The sequence below is a fragment of the Variovorax sp. EBFNA2 genome, from assembly GCF_033802765.1.
In the GTDB taxonomy this organism is placed as follows: domain Bacteria; phylum Pseudomonadota; class Gammaproteobacteria; order Burkholderiales; family Burkholderiaceae_C; genus Variovorax; species Variovorax paradoxus_H.
This window is the reverse complement of record NZ_CP138496.1, coordinates 6168737-6192646: the sequence shown is the minus strand read 5'-3', so window position 1 is coordinate 6192646 and position 23910 is coordinate 6168737. Positions and strand designations below refer to the sequence as shown.

The 23910-nt window shown below is 63.2% G+C and carries 17 protein-coding genes; all 17 read left to right on the top strand.

Annotated features, from left to right (window positions below):
* The first annotated feature begins 21 nt into the window (after positions 1-21).
* The 17 genes from RZE79_RS29150 (at position 22) to RZE79_RS29070 (ending at position 23908) form a co-directional block, all read left to right on the top strand.
* Complete coding sequence (locus tag RZE79_RS29150; protein ID WP_319357942.1) at positions 22-2829, top strand: type VI secretion system Vgr family protein; 2808 nt, start codon at positions 22-24, stop codon at positions 2827-2829.
* Entirely contained in the window at positions 2817-3812 is a 996-nt protein-coding gene (locus tag RZE79_RS29145) for a hypothetical protein (RefSeq protein WP_319357940.1), read from the top strand. The genes RZE79_RS29150 and RZE79_RS29145 overlap by 13 nt, the downstream gene beginning before the upstream one ends.
* Positions 3809-7213, top strand: coding sequence for a T6SS effector BTH_I2691 family protein (locus RZE79_RS29140; RefSeq protein WP_319357938.1), 3405 nt, complete (start codon positions 3809-3811; stop codon positions 7211-7213). The genes RZE79_RS29145 and RZE79_RS29140 overlap by 4 nt, the downstream gene beginning before the upstream one ends.
* A 6-nt stretch (positions 7214-7219) precedes the next feature.
* Positions 7220-8134: a DUF6708 domain-containing protein gene (locus RZE79_RS29135; RefSeq protein ID WP_319357936.1), complete on the top strand. Its 915-nt coding sequence runs from the start codon at positions 7220-7222 to the stop codon at positions 8132-8134.
* 37 nt (positions 8135-8171) lie between these two features.
* A complete protein-coding gene (locus RZE79_RS29130; RefSeq protein WP_319357934.1) occupies positions 8172-8690 on the top strand; it encodes a hypothetical protein in 519 nt (172 codons plus the stop codon).
* Positions 8691-8843: 153 nt separating this feature from the next.
* Positions 8844-11744, top strand: coding sequence for a type VI secretion system Vgr family protein (locus tag RZE79_RS29125; RefSeq protein ID WP_319357932.1), 2901 nt, complete (start codon positions 8844-8846; stop codon positions 11742-11744).
* Between the two features lie 3 nt (positions 11745-11747).
* Positions 11748-13283, top strand: coding sequence for a hypothetical protein (locus RZE79_RS29120; RefSeq protein ID WP_153281613.1), 1536 nt, complete (start codon positions 11748-11750; stop codon positions 13281-13283).
* Positions 13280-14356 carry an Imm71 family immunity protein gene (locus RZE79_RS29115; protein ID WP_153281614.1) on the top strand — a complete coding sequence of 359 codons (1077 nt, stop codon included), beginning with the start codon at positions 13280-13282 and terminating at the stop codon, positions 14354-14356. The genes RZE79_RS29120 and RZE79_RS29115 overlap by 4 nt, the downstream gene beginning before the upstream one ends.
* An 81-nt stretch (positions 14357-14437) precedes the next feature.
* Positions 14438-15313 carry a hypothetical protein gene (locus tag RZE79_RS29110; RefSeq protein ID WP_153281615.1) on the top strand — a complete coding sequence of 292 codons (876 nt, stop codon included), beginning with the start codon at positions 14438-14440 and terminating at the stop codon, positions 15311-15313.
* Positions 15314-15343: 30 nt separating this feature from the next.
* Positions 15344-16294 carry a hypothetical protein gene (locus RZE79_RS29105; protein ID WP_319357928.1) on the top strand — a complete coding sequence of 317 codons (951 nt, stop codon included), beginning with the start codon at positions 15344-15346 and terminating at the stop codon, positions 16292-16294.
* A 189-nt stretch (positions 16295-16483) separates the two neighbouring features.
* The gene (locus RZE79_RS29100; RefSeq protein ID WP_319357926.1) at positions 16484-17737 is read left to right on the top strand and encodes a type VI immunity family protein; all 1254 of its coding nucleotides are present in this window, start codon (positions 16484-16486) and stop codon (positions 17735-17737) included.
* 290 nt (positions 17738-18027) lie between these two features.
* Positions 18028-19032: a PoNe immunity protein domain-containing protein gene (locus tag RZE79_RS29095; protein ID WP_319357924.1), complete on the top strand. Its 1005-nt coding sequence runs from the start codon at positions 18028-18030 to the stop codon at positions 19030-19032.
* Positions 19033-19068: 36 nt separating this feature from the next.
* Positions 19069-20706 (top strand): PoNe immunity protein domain-containing protein, encoded by a 1638-nt coding sequence (locus RZE79_RS29090; protein WP_319357922.1) that lies wholly within the window; start codon positions 19069-19071, stop codon positions 20704-20706.
* Between the two features lie 68 nt (positions 20707-20774).
* Entirely contained in the window at positions 20775-21740 is a 966-nt protein-coding gene (locus RZE79_RS29085) for a LysR substrate-binding domain-containing protein (protein WP_153281620.1), read from the top strand.
* A gap of 136 nt (positions 21741-21876) precedes the next feature.
* Positions 21877-22461, top strand: a complete 585-nt coding sequence (locus RZE79_RS29080; protein ID WP_319361326.1) for a DNA starvation/stationary phase protection protein — start codon at positions 21877-21879, stop codon at positions 22459-22461.
* 100 nt (positions 22462-22561) lie between these two features.
* Positions 22562-23425 carry a 4-hydroxybenzoate octaprenyltransferase gene (ubiA, locus tag RZE79_RS29075; RefSeq protein WP_319357919.1) on the top strand — a complete coding sequence of 288 codons (864 nt, stop codon included), beginning with the start codon at positions 22562-22564 and terminating at the stop codon, positions 23423-23425.
* 15 nt (positions 23426-23440) lie between these two features.
* Positions 23441-23908, top strand: coding sequence for a MaoC/PaaZ C-terminal domain-containing protein (locus RZE79_RS29070; protein WP_319357917.1), 468 nt, complete (start codon positions 23441-23443; stop codon positions 23906-23908).
* Positions 23909-23910 lie beyond the last annotated feature (2 nt).

Genomic DNA, 23910 nt, shown 5'->3' with positions numbered 1-23910 from the left:
GTCCATGGGAGAACAAAAACAATGACGACGACCTTCACATCGGCTTCGCTCGGCGGGCTCTTGCGCGCGGGCACCACGCAGCGCGAGCGCCTGCTGGTGCTGCACACGCCGCTGGGCGAGAACAAGCTGCTGGCCGAGCGCCTGGACGGCGTGGAAAGCATCGATGACGGCGGCTTTCGCTTCGAACTCACCGCACTGAGCGACGACGCGCAGATCGAACTCAAGACCCTCATCGGCCAGGGCGTGCGCCTCGATCTGCAGACCGCGCAAAGCCGCACCGAACTGCGCCCCTTCCACGGCCATGTGAGCGAGGCCGAGTGCGTGTCGAGCAACGGCGGCATGGCGCGCTACCGGCTCGTCATCGAACCGTGGATGGCCTTCCTGCGCTACCGCCAGGACAGCTGCCTGTTCCAGCACCAGAACGTGTTCGACATCGTCGATGCCGTGTTCGGTCGCTACCAGAGCCAAGGGAAGCTCGTGCCCCAATGGCGCTGGGAGATCGCGCAGCGCGACATCTACCCCGTGCGCGGCATCACCACCCAGTACCAGGAAAGCGACTTCGACTTCGTCGCGCGCCTGCTCGCCGAAGAAGGCCTGTACTACTGGTTCGAACACGCCACCGGCAAAGACGGCGCCCTGGGCAACCACACCCTCGTCATCGCCGACCACGCCGGCGCCTTCCGCGCCAACACGCAAGCCACCATCCGCTTTCACCGCGCCGATGCCAGCGAACGCGAAGACACCATCCAGCAGTGGCGCGGCCGTCGCCAGCTGCAGACCAACAGCCTGGCGCAGCACAGCTGGGACTACAAGAGCGTGAGCGCGCGCCCCGTGCAACAGCAAAGCGGCGCTGCAGGCCAGCGCACCTTGCACTGGAGCGACGACCCCGGCGCCTACGGCTGGGAGACCAGCGCACAAGGCGAGCGCCTGCTGGCCAACGCGCTGCAGGCACTGGAGCTGCGCAACAAGCGCTTCGAAGGCCGCAGCGCCGTGCGCACCCTGGCACCCGCCACCACCTTCACCCTGAGCGGCCACGAGCAGCACGACAAGGACAGCGAGCAGGACCGCCGCTTCGCCGTGCTCGCCGTGCGCCACATCGCACGCAACAACTTCGACGAAGACCTGAAGACCGGCATCGGCGAGCGACTGGGCCTGCCCGACATCGCCACCGAGCTCGATGCAAAGGTCGACAGCGGCAACGCCGATGCGAAAGCAGACGCCGTCACCCACTACCGCAACGAGTTCACCACCGTGCGCGCGGCCATCCCGTACCGGCCCCTGAGCCTGGACGGCCACGGCCAGCGCATCCACCCCAAGCCCAGCGTGCACGGCAGCCAGAGCGCCATCGTCATCGGCGTGGGTGGCACCGACGCCCCGATCCACACCGACCGCGACCACCGCATCAAGGTGCAATTCCACTGGCAGCGCGGCAGTGCGTCCAGCGCACGCCAGTCGCGCACCGACGGCCAGGACAACGCCCCCGCCGCCGACCGCCTGGGCGCCTGGGTGCGCGTGGCCGCCAGCGCCGCCGGCGACAACTGGGGCCAGATGAGCCTGCCGCGCGTCGGCCAGGAAGTGCTGGTGGAGTTCCACCACGGCGACATCGACCGCCCCGTCGTCGTCGCCGCGCTGTACAACGGCGCCGGCCAGGTCGACGCCCAGCACAACCAGAAATCAGCAGGCGCCGCCCAGTCCACCGGCAACGCACCCGCATGGTTCGCCGGCGAAGGCAAGGGCGCCAAGGAGCATGCGCACAACGCCGTGTTCAGCGGCATCAAGACCCAGGAACTCAGCGCCAGCCAGAGCGGCGACGGGGGCTACAACCAGCTCGTCTTCGACGACACCCCGGGCCAGGGCAGCACCAGCCTGGCCACCACGCAAGCCAGCAGCCGCCTGCACCTGGGCCACCACAAGCAGCAGGACGACAACGCACGCGGCAAGGGTCGCGGTCACGGCGCCGAGCTGGCCACCACCGCGCAAGGCGCCATCCGAGCTGGCTCAGGGCTGCTCGTGAGCGCCTACGCCCAGCCGAACGCCAAGGATGCGTTCATGGTGAGTCGCGAAGCGCAGCAGCAGACGAAGCAGGCTGAAGAACTTGCCACGTCACTCGCGCAGAGTGCGCAGACGCAGAAGGCGCAGATCAAGGGTGAAGGTGCTCCGGGCGAACTGCCCGCGATCGCTGCGCTGAAGCATGTGGCTGAAGTGCTGGAGGCGAAGCAGGAAGGCGGCGCTGCCGGATCGAACAACGGATCAAGCAGCGGAGACATCAAGGCCACCGAAGGCGGCCACGGCAGCGTCACCGCGTACAGCGAACCGCACCTGCAGTTCAGCGCGCCGATGGGCATCGGCTTCGTCACGCCCAAGGAAGTGATCGCCGTGAGCGGCCAGCACACCGCCATCGTCGCAAGCCAGGACATCGACCTGCCCGCGCAAGGGCAGATCGCGGTAAGCGCGGCCAAGGGCGTGAGCCTGTACACCGTGGGCGCGAAGGCGGCGGAAGGCAGCGAACCGAATCAGGAGCGCGGCATTGCACTGCATGCGGCCAGTGGCAAGGTGAGCCTGCAGAGTCAGACCGGCGCCACCAAGATCGCAGGCGATAAGAAAGTGACGATCTCCAGCACGGCGAAGGACGTGGCAGTGGAAGCACCCAAGCACGTGCTGCTGACCAGCGCGGGGGCGTACATCAAGCTGGAAGGATCGAGCATCAAGATCCATGCGCCGAGGAAGGTGACGTTCAGGGGGATGCATAACTTCGTCGGACCGGCCGGCTCGGCGGCGCAAGCGGCGGTGCCATCGGGTACGCTGGATCCCTGCGAATGGAAGACATGAGCGAAGCGGCGGAGATCGGCGAGCAGCTCGCCATGGCGCAGGCACTGCGGGAGCAGTTGTGGCTACACCTTGATACCGACGCACCTCGGTGGGTGCTGGCGCTGCTCGATCCCAACCATCCGGTGGCGGTCCACGACCCACTGCATGTGACGCGCCTTGCCCAGCGCCAGCCGCCCGTCGAATGGCTGCCGGTGCGCCGCGAAGACTTTCTTTCGTCGCCCGAGCTGTGGCCCCAACTGCTGGTGCTGCGCGCGCCCGATCGCAGTGGCTGGATCGACGAGCCCCTGTTCGACCTGACGGTGGCCCATGCGCTGGAACGTCGCACCAGCATCAACGGCGCTTACGTCTGCGGGTGGCTGGTGACGGACCGCGATCCGGCGGACATCGCCAGGCAAATGAAGCGCGCCTTGCAGCAACGCATGTCGTTCCTGCAGCAGCGCGCTATCGCCTGGTTCGAGCCGCACCGCTGGGCGTTGCTCATGGCGTCAGAAGACGCCCGCGCGTGGTTACGGACAGCGATGGCCGGCGTGCACAGCTGGAGCTGGATCGACCTGGCTGGGCATCTGAACGAAACCTCGTTCACTGGACACAACGAAACGCCCGCTGCCGGGGCATTGACCGATGCGGACTGGGCCCGGCAGCAAAGGGTGCCGCAGGCGCGGCAGGTGGTGCTCGCCCTGACCAAGGCCGACATCGATCTTCCCGCCGACGCCGAACGCCACATCGATCAGGCCCTGCTGCAAGCGGACGTTCTGGGGTTGATCCTGCTGGAAGACCGGCTGTGCTTTGCGCTGCACAGCATCGGGATCGGCCCGCAGTGGCATCGGCATCCGGCAGCCACCGCATGCATCGAGCGCGCAACGCACGGCGAGTCCACGCTGGCGGATGCGCTTGACGCGCTGGACGACGAAACGCTGCACCGGATCGCCATCACTGCCGGCGAACACGTCGGCACGAAGACACGCAAGGAGTTCATGGCATGAATGCAACAGCAACGGGAGCCAAGGCCAGAGGCGGCGCCCACGGCGTTCGCAAGGCCAACGCCGCATCGCGGCAGGTCGCCAGCTGCACAGGCGGAGGCAATTGCCCGCTCTGCCAACGCCTGGGGCTGCCGGTGCTGCTGGTGCGGCACGCGGTGGTACACAACTATGTCAGTGGCGGTCGCGGCTATGCGAAGTACCCGGGGCAGTTGGGCGAGAAGGTCGATGACAAGAAACTGAACCACCACAGCTACGCCCTGCGCACGCTGCGCCAGGGCTTCGTCTACGTCTACTTCGGCAAGGCCGGGCATTGGCATGTCTATGCCGTCACGCCCAACGGCTACCTGCGGCTGCTGCCCGATCCCGACGACATCGACTGCAAGACGCACCGCGATCTGTCAGTGCAGTGCGAACGCAAGGGGGATGGCATCCCTGCCAGCTTCATTCATCTGCCGACCAAGGTGGTCGAGAAGGGCGGCAACATATGGATCGCCTTCAGCACCGCCGCGTGGACGAAGGCCGTGCGTACCCGTTACGAAAAAGACCCCGGAAAGCGGATGCAGGTGTTCGATGTGGCCAAGCTTGCCAGCACACCCGGCGGGCAGGCGCACACCTTCGCGCCCACGGCGCAGATGCTGCACGACCACGTCGAAGAATACGCAGCCGACCAGACGGAACTCACTAGCCGCCGGACCTACCAGGCCATCGAGGTCTACACCGCGAAGAAGCTGAACCTGACCTGGGAGGACGCCACGCCGCTGACCGCCGCGCGCATCGGCAAGGCGCCAGAGACCGGCAACTACGTCACCGCGTACGAGGCGGCCAGTGGCGGAAAGAAGATCTCCGGCGTGGCCCTGACCGACGCCGTCGGCATCGTGCAGGAGCTCAATGCCAGCCGGTTGTATTTCGTCGAAGGCCGCAGCAGCTACTGCGCGATCTGGGAGCGGCCCCTCACCATCTCGCGTTCCATCCTGGGCCTGAAGGCCTTGACGGAACAGAACGCCCTGCAGTCGCGCGAGGTGCAGGAAGCGGCGAGCAAGAAGTCCGACGTACAGACCGAGACCTACCATTTCCCGGACGACCTGGGAGGCCAGACCGCCACGGTCACCACCACCCGCGCCGAGCGCGCGGCGGACGACGCCCGCCAGATGTGGGGCCGGCTCGCAGGCAACTACGACGAAGCCAAGCGCAAGAGCTTCCAGGACAAGTTCGATGAAGGGCTGCGCGTGCTCTGGACGCTGGTCGAAAATTGCGACACCGACTGGGCCGCTTGGGCAAGGGACCCGCAGTGGAAAACCTGGTTCGACGATTACGACCCCGAAAGCGCGGAGCAGCAGGCCGAACTGGTCAAGGCCTTTGCGCCCTGCCTGGCCGGCGGCATCGTTGAGTCGCTGCTCGCGCCGAAGGCTTCCGGCCCCGCCGCGGTCACGGGCAAGGGAACTGCCTCGGCGGCCGGCAAGGCGGCGAACACGGCCACCAAGAACGCGGCCGCCGCGCAAAACACGGCCGGCTATATCTTGTGGAAGGAATGGCTGGCCAAGCAGCCGGCAGCGCCCGACAACCCCGTGTACCGCGCGCTGTTCGGCAATCGCCAGGCGATCCTTGACAACCTGCTGCCCGACGGCGGCGACGTCAAGAAGGGCGACAAGATCTACGACACCGTCAAGGGGCTGGTCGGCTCCGACGAGTTCGAGCGATTCCTGCTCGCGCCGGTGAAGCAGGCTGCAGGCCTGACCAAGCTGGCGATCACCACGGCGATGAACCGGCTCGGTGACCAGCTCGAGGAGGCGGCCCACCAGGGCATCATGCGTGCGCAGGCGGCGGCCTTCAAGCTCTACGACAAGGTCGACGTGCTGATCTTCACCGCCAACATCACCGTGCAGGAATACGTCGACCTGCTGTCGACGCAGGCCTTCAACAAGGCACAGTCGGTCACGAAGGCACTGAATCGCCAGGGCAAGCAGGCGGTGCGCTCGATCCTGGTCGGCGGCATGGGGGTGCTTCGCATCCGCAACCCGCTGGCGCGCAATACCGTCATGACCGTCACCTTCTGCCTGGTGATCGAAAGCGAGCAGTTGGCCCGGATCGCCTCGCTCAAGGGCGAGCAACTCAAGAACTGGTTGCGTGAAAAGTCCGGCCTCGAGACGATCTCCGAGAAGGCAAAAACGGCCGCCCGGATGGCCTCCGCGGAAGTCGGCAAGCTCAGGCTCAGCACGATGACACTGGGCGTTCGCGCCGAGCAGCTGCTGTCGGAGCTGTCGCAAGGGCTCAGCTTCGGCGCGCAAGAAGTCAACGAGATGATCGGCGGCATGCTCACCCGCAGCCGCACCCTGCTGGCCGGCAGCACCGACATCGGCTGGTCGGCAGGCACGGCATTTTTCCAGTGGTGGGTGCTGCGCCAGTCGTTGAACGACTACCGCAAGGCGTTCGGCGAGCGGCTGCCCGATGCCCAGATGGCGATGGCCTCGGCCGTCACGGGAACCACGGGCGCGACCATCGAAGCGTTCGGGCAGGGCATGAAACTGATTGCCAAGGTATCGAGCCAGGAGGCAGGGACCGCGTTGGCGCTCTCGGGCGCGAAATGGGCCTTGCGCGGCAGCGTGGTTGCGGCGGGAGCGGCGATGTTCGACGCCATGATCGAGGCCAACGCGGCACAGCGCAGCGGCGCCAAGGGCGACCACACGGCCAGAGTACTGCACACGGCCGCGGCGCTCGCCTTCACTGCCGCAGCGGTGACGGGCACGGCGGCGGTCCTGAGTGGATCGACGGCCATCTTCGCGACCGGCACGCTGCTGGGTCCCTTCGGCTGGGCCATTGCCCTGGTCGCCATCGGCGTGCTGTTCGCCATGGCCGCTGCCAACGCCGAGCGCAGCGTGGCCGAGGTCTGGCTGGACCGCTGCTACTTCGGCAAGCACGAGCGCACGGAAGGCGCCTGGACCGACGCGGAACACGCCGACGAACTGGCCGGCCTCAACGCCATTGCGCTGGGCCTGGATGGCAGCGTGGGCTACAACGACGACTGGCTCGGCGTGGGCGCCGTGCGTGGCTATGACACCGTCAAGATGATGGTGCGCGTGCCTGCGTTCGACCAGGAGACCTCGGCCTTCTCGGTCACGCTCTCCCTGCAGCACGAAAAACGAGGCTGGATCCACGCCATCCAGCTGCGCACGCCGAACCTTGCCCATCTGCCGTCGCAAGACTGGAAGAAGGACTACGGCCGGGAGGCGGACGACTGGATGCACCAACCCGTGGCCGATTGGAATATGGCCAGGAAGACCCTGACCGGCGAGGTGGAAGCCAGCACCAAGCACTTCCAGAAAGTGCGCCTGCGCATCGACTACTGGCAGGACTACGTGGCGTCCCCGGATGCCTTCGCCAAGTTCGAGCTGGACGACGAGGACTGACCGGCCATGGTGCAGAAGCAGGGTCGCTTGTTGCCGCCGGTGGCGCACTGGTTCGAGGACCAGCCCGACGGCGGTGCGCCGGCGCGCGGCGTGCCATCGACGTGCGGCAACCTCAGGCACATCGATGCGAACTACCTGGAGATCTCGCGCACCGAGACGCTGATGCGCGGCGTGGGGATCTGGGCCGGGTGTTTTTCGTTGGCGGCCTATTTGTATTTCTTGTTGTCGACGCCGTTCGATTTCTGGAGCCTGGTGCTGCTGGCCATCGCCCACATCCTCGTCGTGTTTGCCTTGTTCTTCTTTCGTCTGGACACGAGGGTTCCGTCCGACACACCCGTTCGCTTCAATCGCGCCCTGGGAAAAATCTACGCCTACGAATTCAAGTGGAAACCCAACCCGCTGGTGCGCTGGCCGCAAAGCATCAAGGTGTTCGATTGGGCCCACGTGCACGCCGAAATCACCCGGCAGGCCGGCAACAGCGGCACCACCTACGCGGTGCGCTACGCGTTGTTTCTCAGTCATTGCAAGCCGGGCACGCTGGAAGTGCTGGACCGCATCCAACTGGGCGGCAACACCCTTGATGAAGCCGACATGCGGCGCCTGTGGGACTACTGCCGCCTCTACATGCTGCAAGGCCCCGATGCCTTGCCGGCGCAGACGCCACGGCTTGACGACGTGAGTTTTCGGCGCTGCTTCTTTTTCTTCATGCCGTTCCTGGATCCCACGGCGGAAGGCCGCGCCTATCGCCAGCAGATGCACATCGTCGAATGGATCGCCAGCATCTTTCTGATGATGCCCGTGTGCTGGCTGCTGCTGCCACTGGGCCTGATGCGCTACGTCGCCTTGAAGCTGGCGCCCAGGGCGACATGGCCGGCCGAGCTGGATGCCGAATCGCGCGGGTCACTCGCGGCGGCCCGCTGACTATTTCTTGTGCGACGACGCGCCCTTATTTTTACTCATGAAGCGACTGTTTTTATTCCTGGCGATGGTGGTTGTGGTCGTTGTGCTGGCACTGGTGGCCTACCGGGGCTATCGGGTCAATGCGAGCACCTCCGACGTGTCGACCGCGGTGTCGAGCGACGAGAGCCGGGCTCAGGGGAGGCTGCTCGCAAAGCTTCGTTTCGATGCGCCGTCTTTTGGCGATTGCTCGGTGCATGACGCGTGGCTGGAAAAGTCCTCCACGTTCGTGACGCGCAGCTGGTTCGGCATTCGTCTGGGCAAAGAGACCATTCCGACAGCCGCCATCCATGTGGTCCTCAACATTCCCAAGGACCCATTCCAGTCTGCGGAAAGCTTGAGCTTCGACGAGACGAATCCGACCGCCTCCGACTTGGGGCTGACGGGCTCGTTCACCCAGACCGTCACGATCAACGCGAAGCGCTACTGGCTGTTCGGATCGAACACCGTGTTTCCGCCGCCTGCGGTCATGAAATTCAGCTGTGGCACAGCAAAAGCACATGCAACGTTGGCGAACTAGGATTTTTCCGGTCCACGCGATGTCGATCGGCCAGCCCCTGAACCGACAGGGCGGGAAGATCGCGCGCGGCCATGCATCGAACGAAGACCGGCACGACCGGCACTGACACCAGGGAGGTGGAGAACCATGTCATCAGACACATCAAACAGCGTCATGCCGACCTATGGCGCGGCGCCATGGAAGCTCGAAGGCCTGAACGTCGCGCGGCTTTCGGAGCAGGCGCGGCTCATCAAGCTGCAGCTGCCCGCGTCGGCGCCGCAGAACGCCGTCGTCGTCGAGCGCTTCACCGGCAGCGAAGGCCTCAACGAACTCTTCGAGTTCACCATCGACACCCTTGCCACGTCGAGCGAGTTCGATCCGTTCGCGCTGATCGGCGAAGAGCTGAGCCTGCGCCTGCTGCTGGCCAATGGCAGCTTTCGCACCTGGCACGGCTACCTCACGGCCGTCGATGCGCTGGGCGGTGATGGCGGCCTTGCGCGCTATCGGCTGCACCTGCAACCCTGGCTTGCTGCGCTCGGCCTGCGCCGCGACAGCTTCGTGTACGCCGCCAAGCACGTGCAGGACATCGTCAGCGAAGTGTTCGCCGACCACACCACCGCGAGCTTCAGCTTCGAAGTCACACAGGAGATGCCCGTGCGGCCCACCTGCGTGCAGTACCGCGAGTCGGATTTGGCCTTTGTGCTGCGCCTGCTCGCGGAAGAAGGCCTGAGCTTTCGCTTCGCGCATGAACAGCAGTCTGCCAATGGCAGCAGCACGGGGAACAACACCACGCCCTCACACCACCGCCTGGTGATCTTCGACCGCGCGGCGACCCCGCCCGACTGCGCCTTGCCGCAGATCCGCTTTCACCGCGTCGACGCCACCGAATCGACCGATGCCATCACCGCATGGAGCAGCCGACGTCAGGTTGCCACCAACGCCGTCATGCGCAACGCCTGGGACGCCAGCGTGCTGCAAGCCCCCACCGGCGCCGTGCAGAGCGCGCTGGCGATGGGCGATGTGCCCGTGCTGGAGCACTACGACGGCGCCGGTGCGCAGCGCTACGCCGACAGCGCCACTGCCGCCCGCCGCGCCGAGCAGCAGCTCGTGGCCTTCGAGTCGCGCATCAAGCGCTACGGCGGCGCGGGCAGCGTGCGACAGCTCGGCGCGGGCGAGCGCTTCACGCTCACGCAGCACGACCGCTACGAGGGCCGCAAATTCCTCGCGCTGCGCGTTCGCCACGAAGCAGCCAACAACCTCGGCGCACAAGCCGCACAGGTGCTCGAAGCCGGCGAGCTCGAGAAGGGCAGCTACCGCAACAGCTTCGAGGCCCAGCCGGCGGATGCACAGGTCGTGCCGCTGTGGCGACCCAAGCCCACAGCTCCCGAAGCCATGGTCGCGCTCGTGGTCGGGGCCGATGACGACGAGGCACCGACCGCCGTCCACACACAGCGTGACCATCGCGTGCAAGTCCGTTTCCATTGGCAGACCCAGCGTGCGGGCCAGCAGCAGTCGACGAGCAGCGGACAAGGCAGCCTGGTCGCCGCCGGCCGCCATGCCAGCAACCGCCAGTCCGTCTGGCTGCGCGTGGCGGCACCGGTGGCGGGCCCCAACTGGGGCGCCCACCACCTGCCGCGCGTGGGCTCCGAGGTGCTCGTGTCCTTCATCGAAGGCGACATCGACCGACCGGTGGTCGCCCAGCAGCTGTACAACGGACAGGATCTGCCGCCCTGGTCGGCCGGCACCGATTCGTCGGCCAATCATGCCGGCGTACTCTCAGGCTGGCACAGCCGCGCGCTCGACGGCAGTGGCTACAACCAGTGGATCGCCGACGACGCGCCCGGCCAGGTGCGCACCCGCCTGGCCAGCTCGCACGCGGCCAGTCAACTGAACCTGGGCCACCTCAATGCCCAGTCGCCCGACGAGAGCAGCCGTGGCGCCTGGCGCGGCAGCGGCGCAGAGCTGCGCTCCGACGCCTGGGTCGCCACGCGCGCTGGCGAGGGTTTGCTGATCTCCACGCTGGCCCAGGACCGAGCGGCGGGCAGCGTGCAGGACACCACCAGCGTGCGCGATCAACTCGCGGGTGCGCTGCGCGAGGCGCAGAAACTGTCCGATGCGGCTGGCGGCGCGAAGGCGTTGGCATTGAGTGCCACGGCGCTGCTGCAGCCGCTCATCGACGACATTGATCCGCAGAAGAACGGGCACTACCCGGGCAGCGTCAACGGGCAGGACGCGCGCGAGCCGAAGGGTGGAGAAGGCGCAGGTTCGCGCGAAGGTCAAGACCCTGTGCCCGCTTTTGCGCGGCCGCTCATGGTGCTCGACGCGGCCATGAGCCTGAACATGGCCACGCCCGCCAGCGCGACTGTGTACGCGGGCGAGGCGATCCATTGGACTGCGCAGGCGCAGGCCCACATCGCAGCGGGCAAGACCGTGAGCTTTGCGGCCGCCAAATCCGTGGGGCTGTACAGCCACAAGGGCGGCATCCAGGTCATCGCGCAAGACGGGCCGATGAGCGTGCAGGCGCACACCGACGAACTCGAATGGCTGGCCAAGGAAGGCTTCACGGTCACCAGCAGCAATGACGAGATTCACGTGCTGGCGCAGAAGAAGATCACGCTCAAGGGGGGGCAGACAAGCATCGAGCTGGATGGGATGAACATCACCTTGAAGATGCCGGGGCTGCTGGACATCAAGGGGACCAGCAAGAGCTTTGTGGGGCCGAAGGGGAATCCGGTCGAACTGCCAGCGTTGCCTGCCGGCGATCTTCCGCCAGGCACAGTCCAACTGGATCATCGATATCACGACGATGAAGGACTCGCCGGGGCCAAGTACTTCCTCCGGCTTCCCGGCGGCGCAGAGCGCACAGGTGTTCTCGACGATCAGGGGCGAGCAACCGTCACCGACGTGCCATTGGGCGGCACCGTGAGCTTCGGGCCGGCTGCAGGGGCGTTTCAGCGCAAGGACAAGACGCCGACCCCTGCGCACGACCCCAATCCGAGTGAAGAAAAACTCGGTGGCCTTGTCGACAAGTATTTCAAGCAACCGTCATCTTCCGGGCAAGAAGGCAGGGAATAGAAAATGGCAGATACAACGACTGCATCCGGCAGCGCGCCCGGAGGACTGAGCTGGGCGCGCTTCAAAGCTTGGTCTGCCGAAGCGGGCGAATGGGTCTGGGGTACCACGCAAGGGGCATTCAACGAAAAGGCGTCGTTCAGCCAGATTCTTGTAGATGCGGTGATCGGCATGATCCCGCTGGTGGGCGACGTCACGGCCGTGCGCGACCTGATTGCCGTGGTCATCGGTTTGATCGAGAGCCCCGCGAAGCGCGAGAAGGTGTGGGAATGGGTGCTGCTGGTTGTGTTGCTGTTTGCCTTGATTCCCGTCTTTGGCGGCGTGATCAAAGGGGTCGGGCGCATCGCTGTCAAGGTAGGCAAGGCGGCCGAGGCGCTGACGGGCGCGGCTCGGGCAGCCAAGCTGCAAGAGGGCGCCAGGGAAATCATCGCATTCCTCAACCGCATTGGCTTCAAGAACGCGGAGAAATGGTTTCTTTCGCTACGTATTACCGAGTACCAAGCCCAGTTGTTGGAGCGCTTCAACAAGCTCATGGAAGTCATCAACGGTGTGCTGGTGCAGATTCAGCGCAAGGCGGGCAGCCTGATGCCGGCCAGCTTGAACAGCCGCATCGAAACACTCAAATCGGGACTGGCTACGCTCAAGAAGCTGGCGCCGGACATGCTCGTCAAGGCCGTGAAGGAACTCGATCAGACGCTCAGAGACATGCAGGCCTATGTGCGTAGCGGTGGCGAAACTACCAGCCGGTTGGCGGCGCATGAAGTGGCGGTAGGGGAGCGTGCCGTAACGCGGGCTGACGAGGCTCGCATTATCGAAAGTGGGCCTTTGCCGGCGAGATCGGTGCGTGGGTGGAAGAAAAACAAGGCAATTGCAGGTGAGCCCGACACGTATGAGCTGGTCTACAAGCACGAACCGGGCTATCCAGATCTAACCGAGTACTCCAAGGACAACCGCTACATAAATATCGAAGCCTTCAGCGGCAAGATCATCAACCGCCCGTTGAAGCCGGGCGAGCAAATTTATCGCTACTTTGGACCGGAAGGCGTGACCCATCGCCATGACGTCAAACTTACCCAGCCTGGCGGCGGCTGGTGGGGATTAGGTCCTCCTCCTAGAACAGCGAAAGAGTGGCGCGAAAAATGCGCGGTTCTGGATGAGTGGAATCGCGACGGCTACATCGTCATTGGTACCGCACCGGTAGATCACGAAATCAAAGCGGCAGTGGGTACGATTTCAGAGCAAAGCGGGAAAGAGATCTCGGGGCAATATTTGCCGGGTGGAAACTCACAGGCTGTCATTGATATTTCAGAGTCCGCCAAGAATGGCTTGAAAGATGTAGCTGAAAAAGTTGTTGCCAGCGGAAAAGCCGCCGTGTGGAGTGATCCGGTCACACGCATGAAATTCGAGATCAGACCCACGGGTTGGACTGATGCTAACGGTATTCATGGCTACGCCAACGTACCAAGAGCGGCCTCTGTGCAGACTTCTCGATTGGGTGCACGCGAAATGGCGACCAAAGAAAATAGAGAGGTCACGAAATGACAGTGCAAGTCTCCACTAGGTTGCCTAATGAATTGGAGCGAAAGCAAATCTTCTACGCGCTCAAGCGATGGACTTCTTATACGGCGTGGGAGCGAATCCTTAAGTTCTATCAAGCGTGGGCTGATATCACTGAGGCAAGTCTTCGCGAAGCCAGTGCAAAGGGCCTCGAAGACAAGAGCAGTATTCGTGCTTCACGCCTGATCTCGGTTCTGAAAGGGCTTGCGGACTTGGACGAGGCAGTAGCACGACTCAAGCAGGGTGACAAGGGCATCTTCAAATACGCCTCGTACTCCGAACTCGCACGTTCGTACCGGCCACTGGATCACGAGGGGGAAATGCTCTGGCGCGTGGCGAAGGGAGAAATCGGCATCAACTATGAGTCAACTCCTCTGTGGAATGAGTACGCACGAACAGTCACTCAGTTGTCTCAAGCCTGGAGTGAATGCTCGTCAAACGCTATACAACCGAATTTTGACGGTTCTGTCGATCCTGTCACGCGCACCCGATTCAACGACTATCTGAAAGCAGAGCTCGAACGCATGACTTTCCCCGACTCGTTGCCAGAACCCTCAGATCCAATCGAACCCCTACTGGTCCGAACCGGGCAGGGCGTTAAGTTCTCGGGTATTTGGGAACCGGTCGATGCACCTGCACCAAAGATCATTAGCTTTTTCAAGCCCGCACCACCCAAAGGGCCATTCCCCATCGTGGGCACAATGGCTTACCTACATGGCGGCACGGCCGCCCCTAATATGGCGAGCGACGGCACGGGCGGAGAGGGTCGGCCTGCCGTCTGGCGCCTTTTATGGAAAGATGATCGCTACGAAGATGGCACCGTTCCTGAAGAAGAAAAGCACTATGTGTTCCTCCAGCCCCAAGCAGAGGAGGTACATGTACCGACTCGCAGCACTCCCACTGCGTCTTTGACCGTCATAGAAAGCGGACAGCAAGCCCCCGTCGCGGGTCGTTGGCTGGTGGAAGATGACCTCCGTGCATCGATTGAGGTCGCAGCCGGAGAAGTGCTTCCTTTGCACGAGGGGCGCAAAGTCCGGTGGACGCTGGCGGCGGCGTAAACCACCTCCATCTTGCTCGGGGAGAGAAGCGATGAATGCCGAATTCTCTGGCCAATTTCTTGTTTGAGGCCGAAAAATAACGTGTCCACCGCTCTGCTGTCACAAGAGGTATTTTTTCTCGAGAGGTACTGCTCACTGAGCTACTTTGGGCAGATGCAGGATGCTTGGGCCAAGATGATCGAGGCTGCAGAGCGTGCGTTGGAGCAATTCATGCACGCGTTACCACCAGATTACCGTCGACGGCATTTATCCATGCAACCGGACATCGTTTGGGGCGAGCGCGTTCTGCCAAACTTTCGGACGACGTTGGAATCTGTAAATTCTGGCTATGCCCTGTTGTCGCACGGAGATCTCAGTGCATTGGGACTTGGTGGAAATATTCAAAGCGCCATCAAAGGGCAGACCAGTGACTATCCTGCGAGCTGGATGCCAACGGAACTGGAAGATCAATTCTGGTATTGGCAGGCTGAGGCGGGGACTCGAGCCTTCAACATGTCGATCACAGAGTACGCCGGGTGGACTCTCGGTGATCTCTCAACAGCGTACTCTGCACAAGCGCGTGGGCCGCTAGAAGCGCCGACGACATGGCCGGTCTATCGGCTCAATCCCTCCGTGACGGTGCGGACTGGTCAACTTGTGACGCGGGGCGGCATCTACTTGCCTAGCAGTGACGATAGCTGTGCAGCGGTTCTCATCAAGGACTACGAAGCGTGGGAGGCCAATATCGGGTATGACCCAGCGACCATGCAACGCCGTGGCACGGCATCGACTACGTGGACCTTGGTGGAACGCGTTGCCGACGAAGGAGGGGGCATCCCCGGCAAGGAGGATGCAATGGATGACGAAATCTCCTCGCGTCTGCGTTGGGAAGGAGGCCAGCCTTCTCCTCATGCAGGTTGGTGGGATACCCCTGCCAAGATCGGCAGTCGTCGCTATTTTCTCGCAGAGGCTGCTTGACAGTCCGAGTAACGGTGCGAAAAAAACAACATGCCCACACCGCTCATACCTCAGGAAATCTACCTGTTGGAACGCTACTCGTCGCTCGACTATTTTGGCCAGATGCGCGATGCCTGGGCCAGCATGGTCAAGGTCGCCGAGGAAGCGTTTGAGCAATTCATGCACAAGCTGCCAGCGGACTATCGGCGTCGGCATCTATCAATGCAACCGGACATCGTGTGGGGCGAGCGGGTGCTGCCTAACTTCCGCTCCACGCTGGAGGCGCTGAACAGAGGGTATGCACTCCTTTCACGTGGGGATCTCAGCGCACTTGCTCTGGGCGGAAATGTCAAGAGCGATATCAAGGGCCAGACCAGTGACTACGCTCCCGACTGGATGCCGAAGGAACTGGAAGACCAGTTCTGGCATTGGCAAAGCGAAGCTGATATTCGGGCGTTCAATATTTCGATCACGGAGGCTGGAAGCTGGAAGATTGGCAGCCTGACATCTCGCTACTCAGTGGAGGATCGGGGTGATTTGAATGCACCTTCGAGCTGGCCCGTATACCGAATCGATCCTTCGGTGACATTGACAACGGATGAGCCGGTCTTGCGCAATGGCGTCTATTTACCCGTCTGTGACGACAGCTGTGCAGCCGTACTCATCGAAGGCTACCCGACTCGCAAAGCGACAGTTGGATATGACCCGCAGACGAGACAACGGGTGTCTCGCGCACCGACAACCTGGGTGCTGATCAGCCGCGTCGCTGACGAAGGCGGAGGTATCCCCGGAAAGGAAGAGACGGCGGCCGACGAAGCCTTCTTACGCCTGCGTTGTGAAGGAGGCCGGCCTTGCCCTCAAGGAGGGTGGTGGAATACCCCTGCCAAGATCGGCAGTCGCCGTTACTTCAAAGTGGGCGAGGTCATGCCTGTGATCGAAGGCAGCGACTACGGCACCACCTTCTGGCAGTGGAGCCAAGATCAATCCACACCTCGGCTTTGAACTGGTATGCGACGGCGTGCACAAGTACCCGGCGAGAGCCTCGCGGGGCCTGACGGCCGGAGCACTGAGTCCGCGCCGTTTCCTGGGTCGTCACGGTAGACATATGAAGACCTATCGGGCACCGCCAGACTTGTCGATCGCTTTGAGTCTGAAAACGCCAAGCCGCCCGCACGCTCGATGGAGTTGATCATGAGAGCAACTACAAGCTTTCTCAGCGAGCAAGATCTCGATGAGCTTGCCACCGAATTGAAGGAGTGGCCTAACACGGCACGTAGCAACGACGCTTTCGAACTCGGCGTCACGCCGTTCGTGACCTTCTATTTCTTGTACGACACCAAACGCTACGTCGAGACGTCCCTGCTGATGGTCGATATTCACGAGGAGTTCGAGCGCCTTGTTGGGAAACCGTACAAGACCGCGACGCACCCCGATTCAGAGCGGCCGTATCCGTACGGTTCGAAGCGCATACCGGATTTGCGTGAGTACGCGAAAAATGCAGACGCGGATGGCCATTTCGCGTTCAGCTTCAACGACGAGACGAATCACAAGTCCTCGCCTGCCACCTCCAACAATTCATGGCGAATTCCCGCCTATCAGAACGATCGTGAAAGCCGTCGCGACCGCACCTACTCGTCCATCCAGCTCTACTACCGCTGGTCTTGGTGGAAGGACAACAAGGTGGCTTGGTGTGCTTTTGTGCATCAAACCATCCAGAAGCTGCAGCCCGAGCAGGTCTACAGCGGCTTTGCCATGGCCAACCCCGTGGAATTCGGCACGCGCTCCGAAGTTGCAGTGTGGGAGCGCGCGCTGACGCCGCGCTTCTATGGATTGGACATCGACTCGCCGTACGGGATGCACAGAGAGCTGCTCTGGGGCGTCCGTCCACCAACATGGGCCTTTCTGTTGTCCGACGTATGGCGCGAACAACTGTCGCTGACACGCGAAGCGGTCAAGGTCGCGCTGACTCATCCTCGAATCACCATTACCGAGCTCGACGCGGGCTTGTGGATCGAGTTGGGCTCGGAGCCGGAGTTGTATCCCGTAGAAAGTGGTGTCCCCGAGCTGCCCTCGTTGCTCAACAAGCTGTTGCGACCTATACGTCACGATGCTATGGGCCTGCTGGACTTCGGCGAATGGGACGGTGACCCAAATGAGCGATTCACCAATGCAGATGCGGTGCGCTGGATGCGTCGCTTCGACGAAGACAGCGATTGGCCGAGTTCGGAGCAGCGCTTGCGTGCACCCATCGATTCGGTGAGCCAATCGCTCACATCGATCTCCGGCGGTCAGCCTTGTCCCCAGGCAGGCTGGTGGCTAACTCCGGCCAAAGCAGGCAGTCGCAGCTACTTCAAGGTCGGGGAGGTCATGCCAATCATCAGGGGGAGTAGTTACGGATCGACCTTCTGGCAATGGGACATTGATCAGTCGGGTCCAAAGCTCTGAGATTTCAGTTCGAGGCGGTGCGAGAAATGGTCCGAGGCCGGGCGCGCTGCACGAGGCGCAGCAACTGTCCGACGTGACTGGTGGCGTCAGGCACTGACGTTGAGCGTCACAGCGCTGCTGCCGCCGGGCGGCCGGGTACGTGCGTTGTCCTTATGGATGCCAATATGCCAACGCCAAAATAGAAAGAAAACGCGAGCGCGCGGCGGCAGACGGATGCAAAGGCTGGCATTTTTTCCGCCTTGTGCATTGCGCAGGTACGACATCGAAAAAAAGAAATGGACGTCTAGAAAATGACTGACTTCTACTCGGATCGGCGTGAGCGCTTCTTAAACGAGGAGCCATACCTACTCCTTGTGAACGCGACCCGAGAAAACGTCGCGGAGCTCGAAGGCTATCTAAAAAATGATCTGGCTTCCGCGGATGAAAATGCTTGGTCCCGCTGGCACAGCTTCTTGGCCGGGGCGAAGTTTTCCTTGTTCGTTGGGGACTATTCCGTGGGGAGCCCGGTGCAGGAAATCGCGAAAGTTTTTCCTTCTTTGATTCAAGCTGTTGAGGCCGAAAACCTGCCTCACCCGATCTATCAGACGGAGCCTGTTTTCCTCGAAGAACTCGACGGCTACCACTACGTCATGACCTTGCTTTCGTTGGCCAATCTGCTGCGCCACGACGACCTCGTTCCACGCGTGGCCGCCCTGTTCGATGTGGCCCGGGCCGAAAATCGAGGAAAGGATGCTCTGTACGAAGCGCTGCTTGGAAAGCTCGGCTTGCCGACAGTTCCTGCAAAGGGCATGTTGCGTTTTCTCAAAGCCCATCCACTTCTGTCGAAGGCCATTGAGGCTGCCCCCCAAAAGCGCCCGCTCTTCATCGCCGAGTTTCTCAAGAAGTGGTACCCCGCCATGAAGGGCACTTACTGGCATGGGCTGCACGACAGAACACCGCAGAGTTTCTTCGGTTACTGGGCCTTCGAGGCCGGGCTGGTTACCTACCTCTGGGACATCGACGACAGCAGCTACCGCGACCTGCCGTTCTATCCCAAGGACCTGGTTGACTATGCGCGCACGCATGGCGCGGTCGCATCGCCTGACACCAGCGCTTCCCTTTCAGCACAAGACGGCCCTCCGGTCTCCACACGAGGTGGAGAGCCTTGCCCACTGGCCGGCTGGTGGTTCACGCCAGCCAAGGCGGGCAGCCGACGCTACTTCAAGGCGGACGAGGTCATGCCCGTCATCGAGGGCAGCAGCTACGGCGCAACCTTCTGGCAATGGAGTGCGGATCAAACGGCGCCCAAGCTCTGAGACTCAAGTCAAATGCGCGGGTTGGACTGGTGAGCCATGAGTAGTTTCTCCTCGAAGCGTCGCGAAAAATTTCTGAATGAAGAGCCCAGTTCGGTCCGCCGGCTGGGTCTGCACGAAGACATTGCCGATGCTCAGCTGCTGCTCGACACAAGTCTCGGAAAAGAGGGCTTTCGCGAAGATGGCTGGTTTGCTTGGAATTGGGCCCTCGCCAGCGCCAAGAGACGTCTCTTGGTTCACTCCTATTCGGACGGCAGCCCGATGGAGCACCTCGCTGCGGACTTTCCCGGCGTGCTTGCTGCGCAAGAGCCATCAAGCCTCCCTCATCCATTGCACGAAACCGAGCCGTTCTCCCTCGAGGAACTCGACGGCTACCACTACGCCATGACGTTCCTGTCCTTGGCCAAGCTGCTGTGTCGTGACGACTTGGTTCCACGCGTTGTTGCCTTGTTCGATGTTGCCTATACCGACAACCGCGGCAAAGACGCGCTCTACGAGGCGCTTCTCGGAAAGCTGGGGCTACCGACGGTGCCTGCGAAGGGCATGCTGCGCTTTCTCAAAGCCCACCCACTGTTGTTGAAGGCCATTGAGGCCGAGCCGAGAAAGCGCCCCTTGTTCGTGGCTGAATTCCTCGAGAAGTGGTACTCGGCGATGAAGGGAACTGCGTGGCACGGGTTGCACGACAAGATCCCGCAAAGCTTCGATGGCTACTGGGCCTTCGAGGCCGGGCTGGTGACTTACCTCTGGGACATCGACGACAGCAGCTACCGAGACCTGCCGTTCTATCCCAAGGACCTCGTTGACTATGCGCGCACGCATGGCGCAGTCGCGTCGCCTGACATCAACGCGACCCTTGCGGCACAAGACGGTCCCCCACCTCCACCCGAAGTGGAGAGGTTTGCCCGAAATAGGGCTGATGGATTAACCAGTTCCATGTGGCTCTACCTCCATCACACCGCCTCAGACCTCATCGACCTGAACCCTGCAACCGGCCACTGGCGCCCCGTCGACGATGCCGAAAAACCGCCGGGCGCTTCGGTGCTCGCCGACCTCCCGGTCAAAGGCGGCTACACCATCGAGAACGACAAGCGCTACTACAGCTATTGGACGGACGATGAAAAGTTCGTTTTTCGCAGCGACGACGGTGCCGTGTTCGAGATCTGCCAGAAGCGCGACGACGGCTCCGTGGTCATGCTCCCGCCGGTCTTGCGCAGCGAGATCGCGCCTTCGCGGTATGGCGACGGGCGGTTGCGACAAGGCTTCAGCCAGTTTCGATTGATCGATGCTGCGACAGGCCGCGTTGTCTTCGAGCTGGACTACAACGCCGAGCGCTATCAGCGCCTGTATCAGGCCGACTTCACCGCCGCGGCGGCGGAGCAGGATCTGTCCGACTGGGACTTCTTCGTCGCCTTGCAGGGCGCCGTCGAGATCTTCGAAGAGCGCGCTGCATCCGGCCGCGTCGCGTTCTCCGCGGAGGTCGATGGTTCGGCGCAGATCCAGGGGCAACGCATGCGCCGCGATGAGTTGCTGTTTGCAGACACAGGCCAGACCTGCCCCCGCTCGGGCATCTGGGCCTGCCTGACCGATCTGCGCGTGAGCGTGCCCGTCACGCAGGGCGAGCCGATGCCTTCGACTGGCGGGCAGCCAGTGCAATGGGTCTGGAGCCGCCCTGGCTGATCGCAGCCCGCGACTTTTAACCCCGCCCCAGCCGGGTCACACACCCTTGCGCATAATTGACGCAAGCTATGACTCTCACCGAACTCAAATACATCGTCGCAGTCGCCCGCGAGCGGCACTTCGGCAAGGCGGCCGAGGCCTGTTATGTGTCCCAGCCGACGCTTTCGGTGGCCATCAAGAAACTCGAGGACGAACTCGAGGTCAAGCTCTTCGAGCGCAGCGCCGGTGAAGTGACCGTGACGCCGCTCGGCGAGCAGATCGTCCAGCAGGCGCAGAGCGTGCTCGACCAGGCCGCCAGCATCAAGGAGATCGCCAAGCGCGGCAAAGACCCGCTGGCCGGCCCGCTGAACCTGGGCGTGATCTACACGATCGGCCCCTACCTGCTGCCCGACCTGGTGCGCCAGGTGATTGCGCGCACGCCGCAGATGCCGCTGGTGCTGCAGGAGAACTTCACGGTCAAGCTGCTCGAGATGCTGCGCGCCGGTGAGATCGACTGCGCGATCATGGCCGAGCCCTTTCCCGACACGGGCCTGGCGATGGCGCCGCTGTACGACGAGCCTTTCATGGCGGCGCTGCCCGTGAAGCACAAGTTTGCCGACCGCGAGTCGATCACCTCGGAAGAGCTGCAGAACGAGACGATGCTGCTGCTGGGCACGGGCCACTGTTTCCGTGACCACGTGCTCGAGGTGTGCCCCGAGTTCGCGCGCTTCTCGAGCAATGCCGAGGGCATCCGCAAGAGCTTCGAGGGCTCGTCGCTCGAAACCATCAAGCACATGGTGGCCTCGGGCATGGGCGTGACGCTGGTGCCGCGGCTGTCGGTGCCGGCCGAGGCGCTCAAGCCCAAGGGCAAGGGCCGCAAGGACTCCGAGCAGATGGTGCGCTACCTGCCCGTGCGCGACGCGCAGGACCGCGACCCGCCGATGCGCCGCGTGGTGCTGGCCTGGCGCCGCACCTTCACGCGCTACGAGGCGATTGCGGCCCTGCGCAACGCGATCTACGCGTGCGAGCTGCCGGGCGTCAAACGACTCTCCTAGCGATTCGGGGCCTTCGCCTACGCGCGGGCTGTTTGGGATCGCTGATCGCTGGGATAGAGTGAAGCTGTTGCGAAGCCGCCCGCCGGCTTTCAGAATTTCGGTGTTGTCACCCAACTTCAAGAAAGACCTCTACGCCATGGCCAAACCCGTGAAAAAGACCAAGTCCCCGTCGCCTGCTTCTTCGGCCGGCAAGGTGCCGAAGAAGGGCGGCGCCGTCGTCGCGCAGGAGTCGGGCAGCCGCAACGCGCCGCTGATCAACATCGGCATCGAGCGCCAGGACCGCGCGGCCATTGCCGAAGGCCTGAGCCGCGTGCTGGCCGACACCTACACGCTGTACCTCACGACCCACAACTTCCATTGGAACGTGACGGGTCCGCACTTCAACTCGCTGCATGCGATGTTCATGACGCAGTACACCGAGCTGTGGAACTCGACCGATGTGATCGCCGAGCGCATCCGCGCGCTGGGCCACTACGCGCCGGGCTCGTACGCCGAGTTCAGCAAGATCGCCACCGTGCCCGACGTGCCGCTGAATCCGCCCAAGGCGATGGAGATGGTGCGCATCCTCGTGAAGGGCCACGAAACGGTGTCGCGCATCGCGCGCGAGTTCATTCCGGTGGCCGAAGAGGCCGGCGACGACCCGACCGCCGACATGCTGACGGCGCGCTGCACGGTGCACGACCAGACGGCCTGGATGCTGCGCTCGCTGCTCGAGGACTGACGGCGTCATCCTGATCTCCTGGCACCTCTGAGGTGTTGGGAGCCCCTTCAGAGAGCGGCACAATGGCCGCTCTTTTGACGTCTGCCTTGCCGCTTTTCGCATGCCTCTCGCCCGCCGTTTTGCGCTCTACCTCGATCTGATCCGCTGGAACCGGCCGGCTGGCTGGCTGTTGTTGCTGTGGCCCACGCTGGGCGCGCTCTGGTTTGCGGCCGATGGCTGGCCCGGTGGGCACCTCGTCGTGGTGTTCACGCTCGGCACGTTCCTGATGCGCAGCGCGGGCTGCTGCGTCAACGACGTGGCCGACCGCGAGTTCGACCGCCATGTGAAGCGCACGGCCCAGCGACCCGTGACGAGCGGCGCGCTGTCGGTCAAGGAGGCGCTGGGGCTGGGCGCGGTGCTGGCGTTGCTGTCCTTCAGGCTGGTGCTCACCACCAACCGCACGACGGTGCTGTGGTCGTTCGCGGCGCTGGCGATCACGCTGATCTACCCGTTCGCCAAGCGCTTCGTGTCGATCCCGCAGGCGGTGCTGGGCATCGCCTTCAGTTTCGGCATTCCGATGGCCTTTGCCGCGGTGCAGTCGACGGTGCCGGCTTTTGCCTGGTGGCTGCTGGCGGGCAACCTGTTCTGGGTGCTGGCCTACGACACCGAGTACGCGATGGTGGACCGCGACGACGACCTGAAGATCGGCATGAAGACGTCGGCGATCACCTTCGGCCGCTTCGACGTGGCGGCGGTGATGGCGAGCTACGCGATCTTCCTGGCGGTCTGGATCTGGGCCGGTGCCAGCCGATCGTTGGGGGTGCTCTTCTATGTGGGCATTGCCGTGGCAGCGGCCCAGGCGCTCTGGCACTGGCGCCTGATCCATGACCGCACGCGCGACGGCTGTTTCAAGGCCTTCCGCGAAAACCACTGGCTGGGCTTCGCGGTGTTCGTCGGCGTCGTGGCCGGCTATGCCATCCGATAAAGCAAGAGGACGCACATGCTCGACCGCCTGACACAGAAGATCGGCCAGGAGGGCCTGTCCGAATGGCATGCCATCACGCAGCAGATGGTCGACCAGTACGCGGTGCTCTCGGGCGATGGCGAAGGCGAGTGGATCCACCTCGATCCGGAGCGCGCAGCCCGCGAGGCGAGCTACGGCGGAACGATCGTGCCGGGCTTTTTCCAGGTTTCGCACCTGATCCGGCTGACCGGCGAGGCGATGCGCACGCTGCTGCCCTTCGATTCGAACCACGCGCTGAACTACGGCTTCGACCGCCTGCGCTTCGCGAGGCCGATGCCGGTGGGTGCGCGCTTTCGGGCGCGGGTGCGCATTCTCGGCGCGACGCCCAAGGGAAAAGACGGTTTCCTGTTGAAGGAAGAGGTGCTGCTCGAACTCGAGGACGGCACGGTCACGCTGGCGGCCGAGTGGCTGTTTTTTCTCGGCCCGCGTGCGCTCGCTGGCTGACC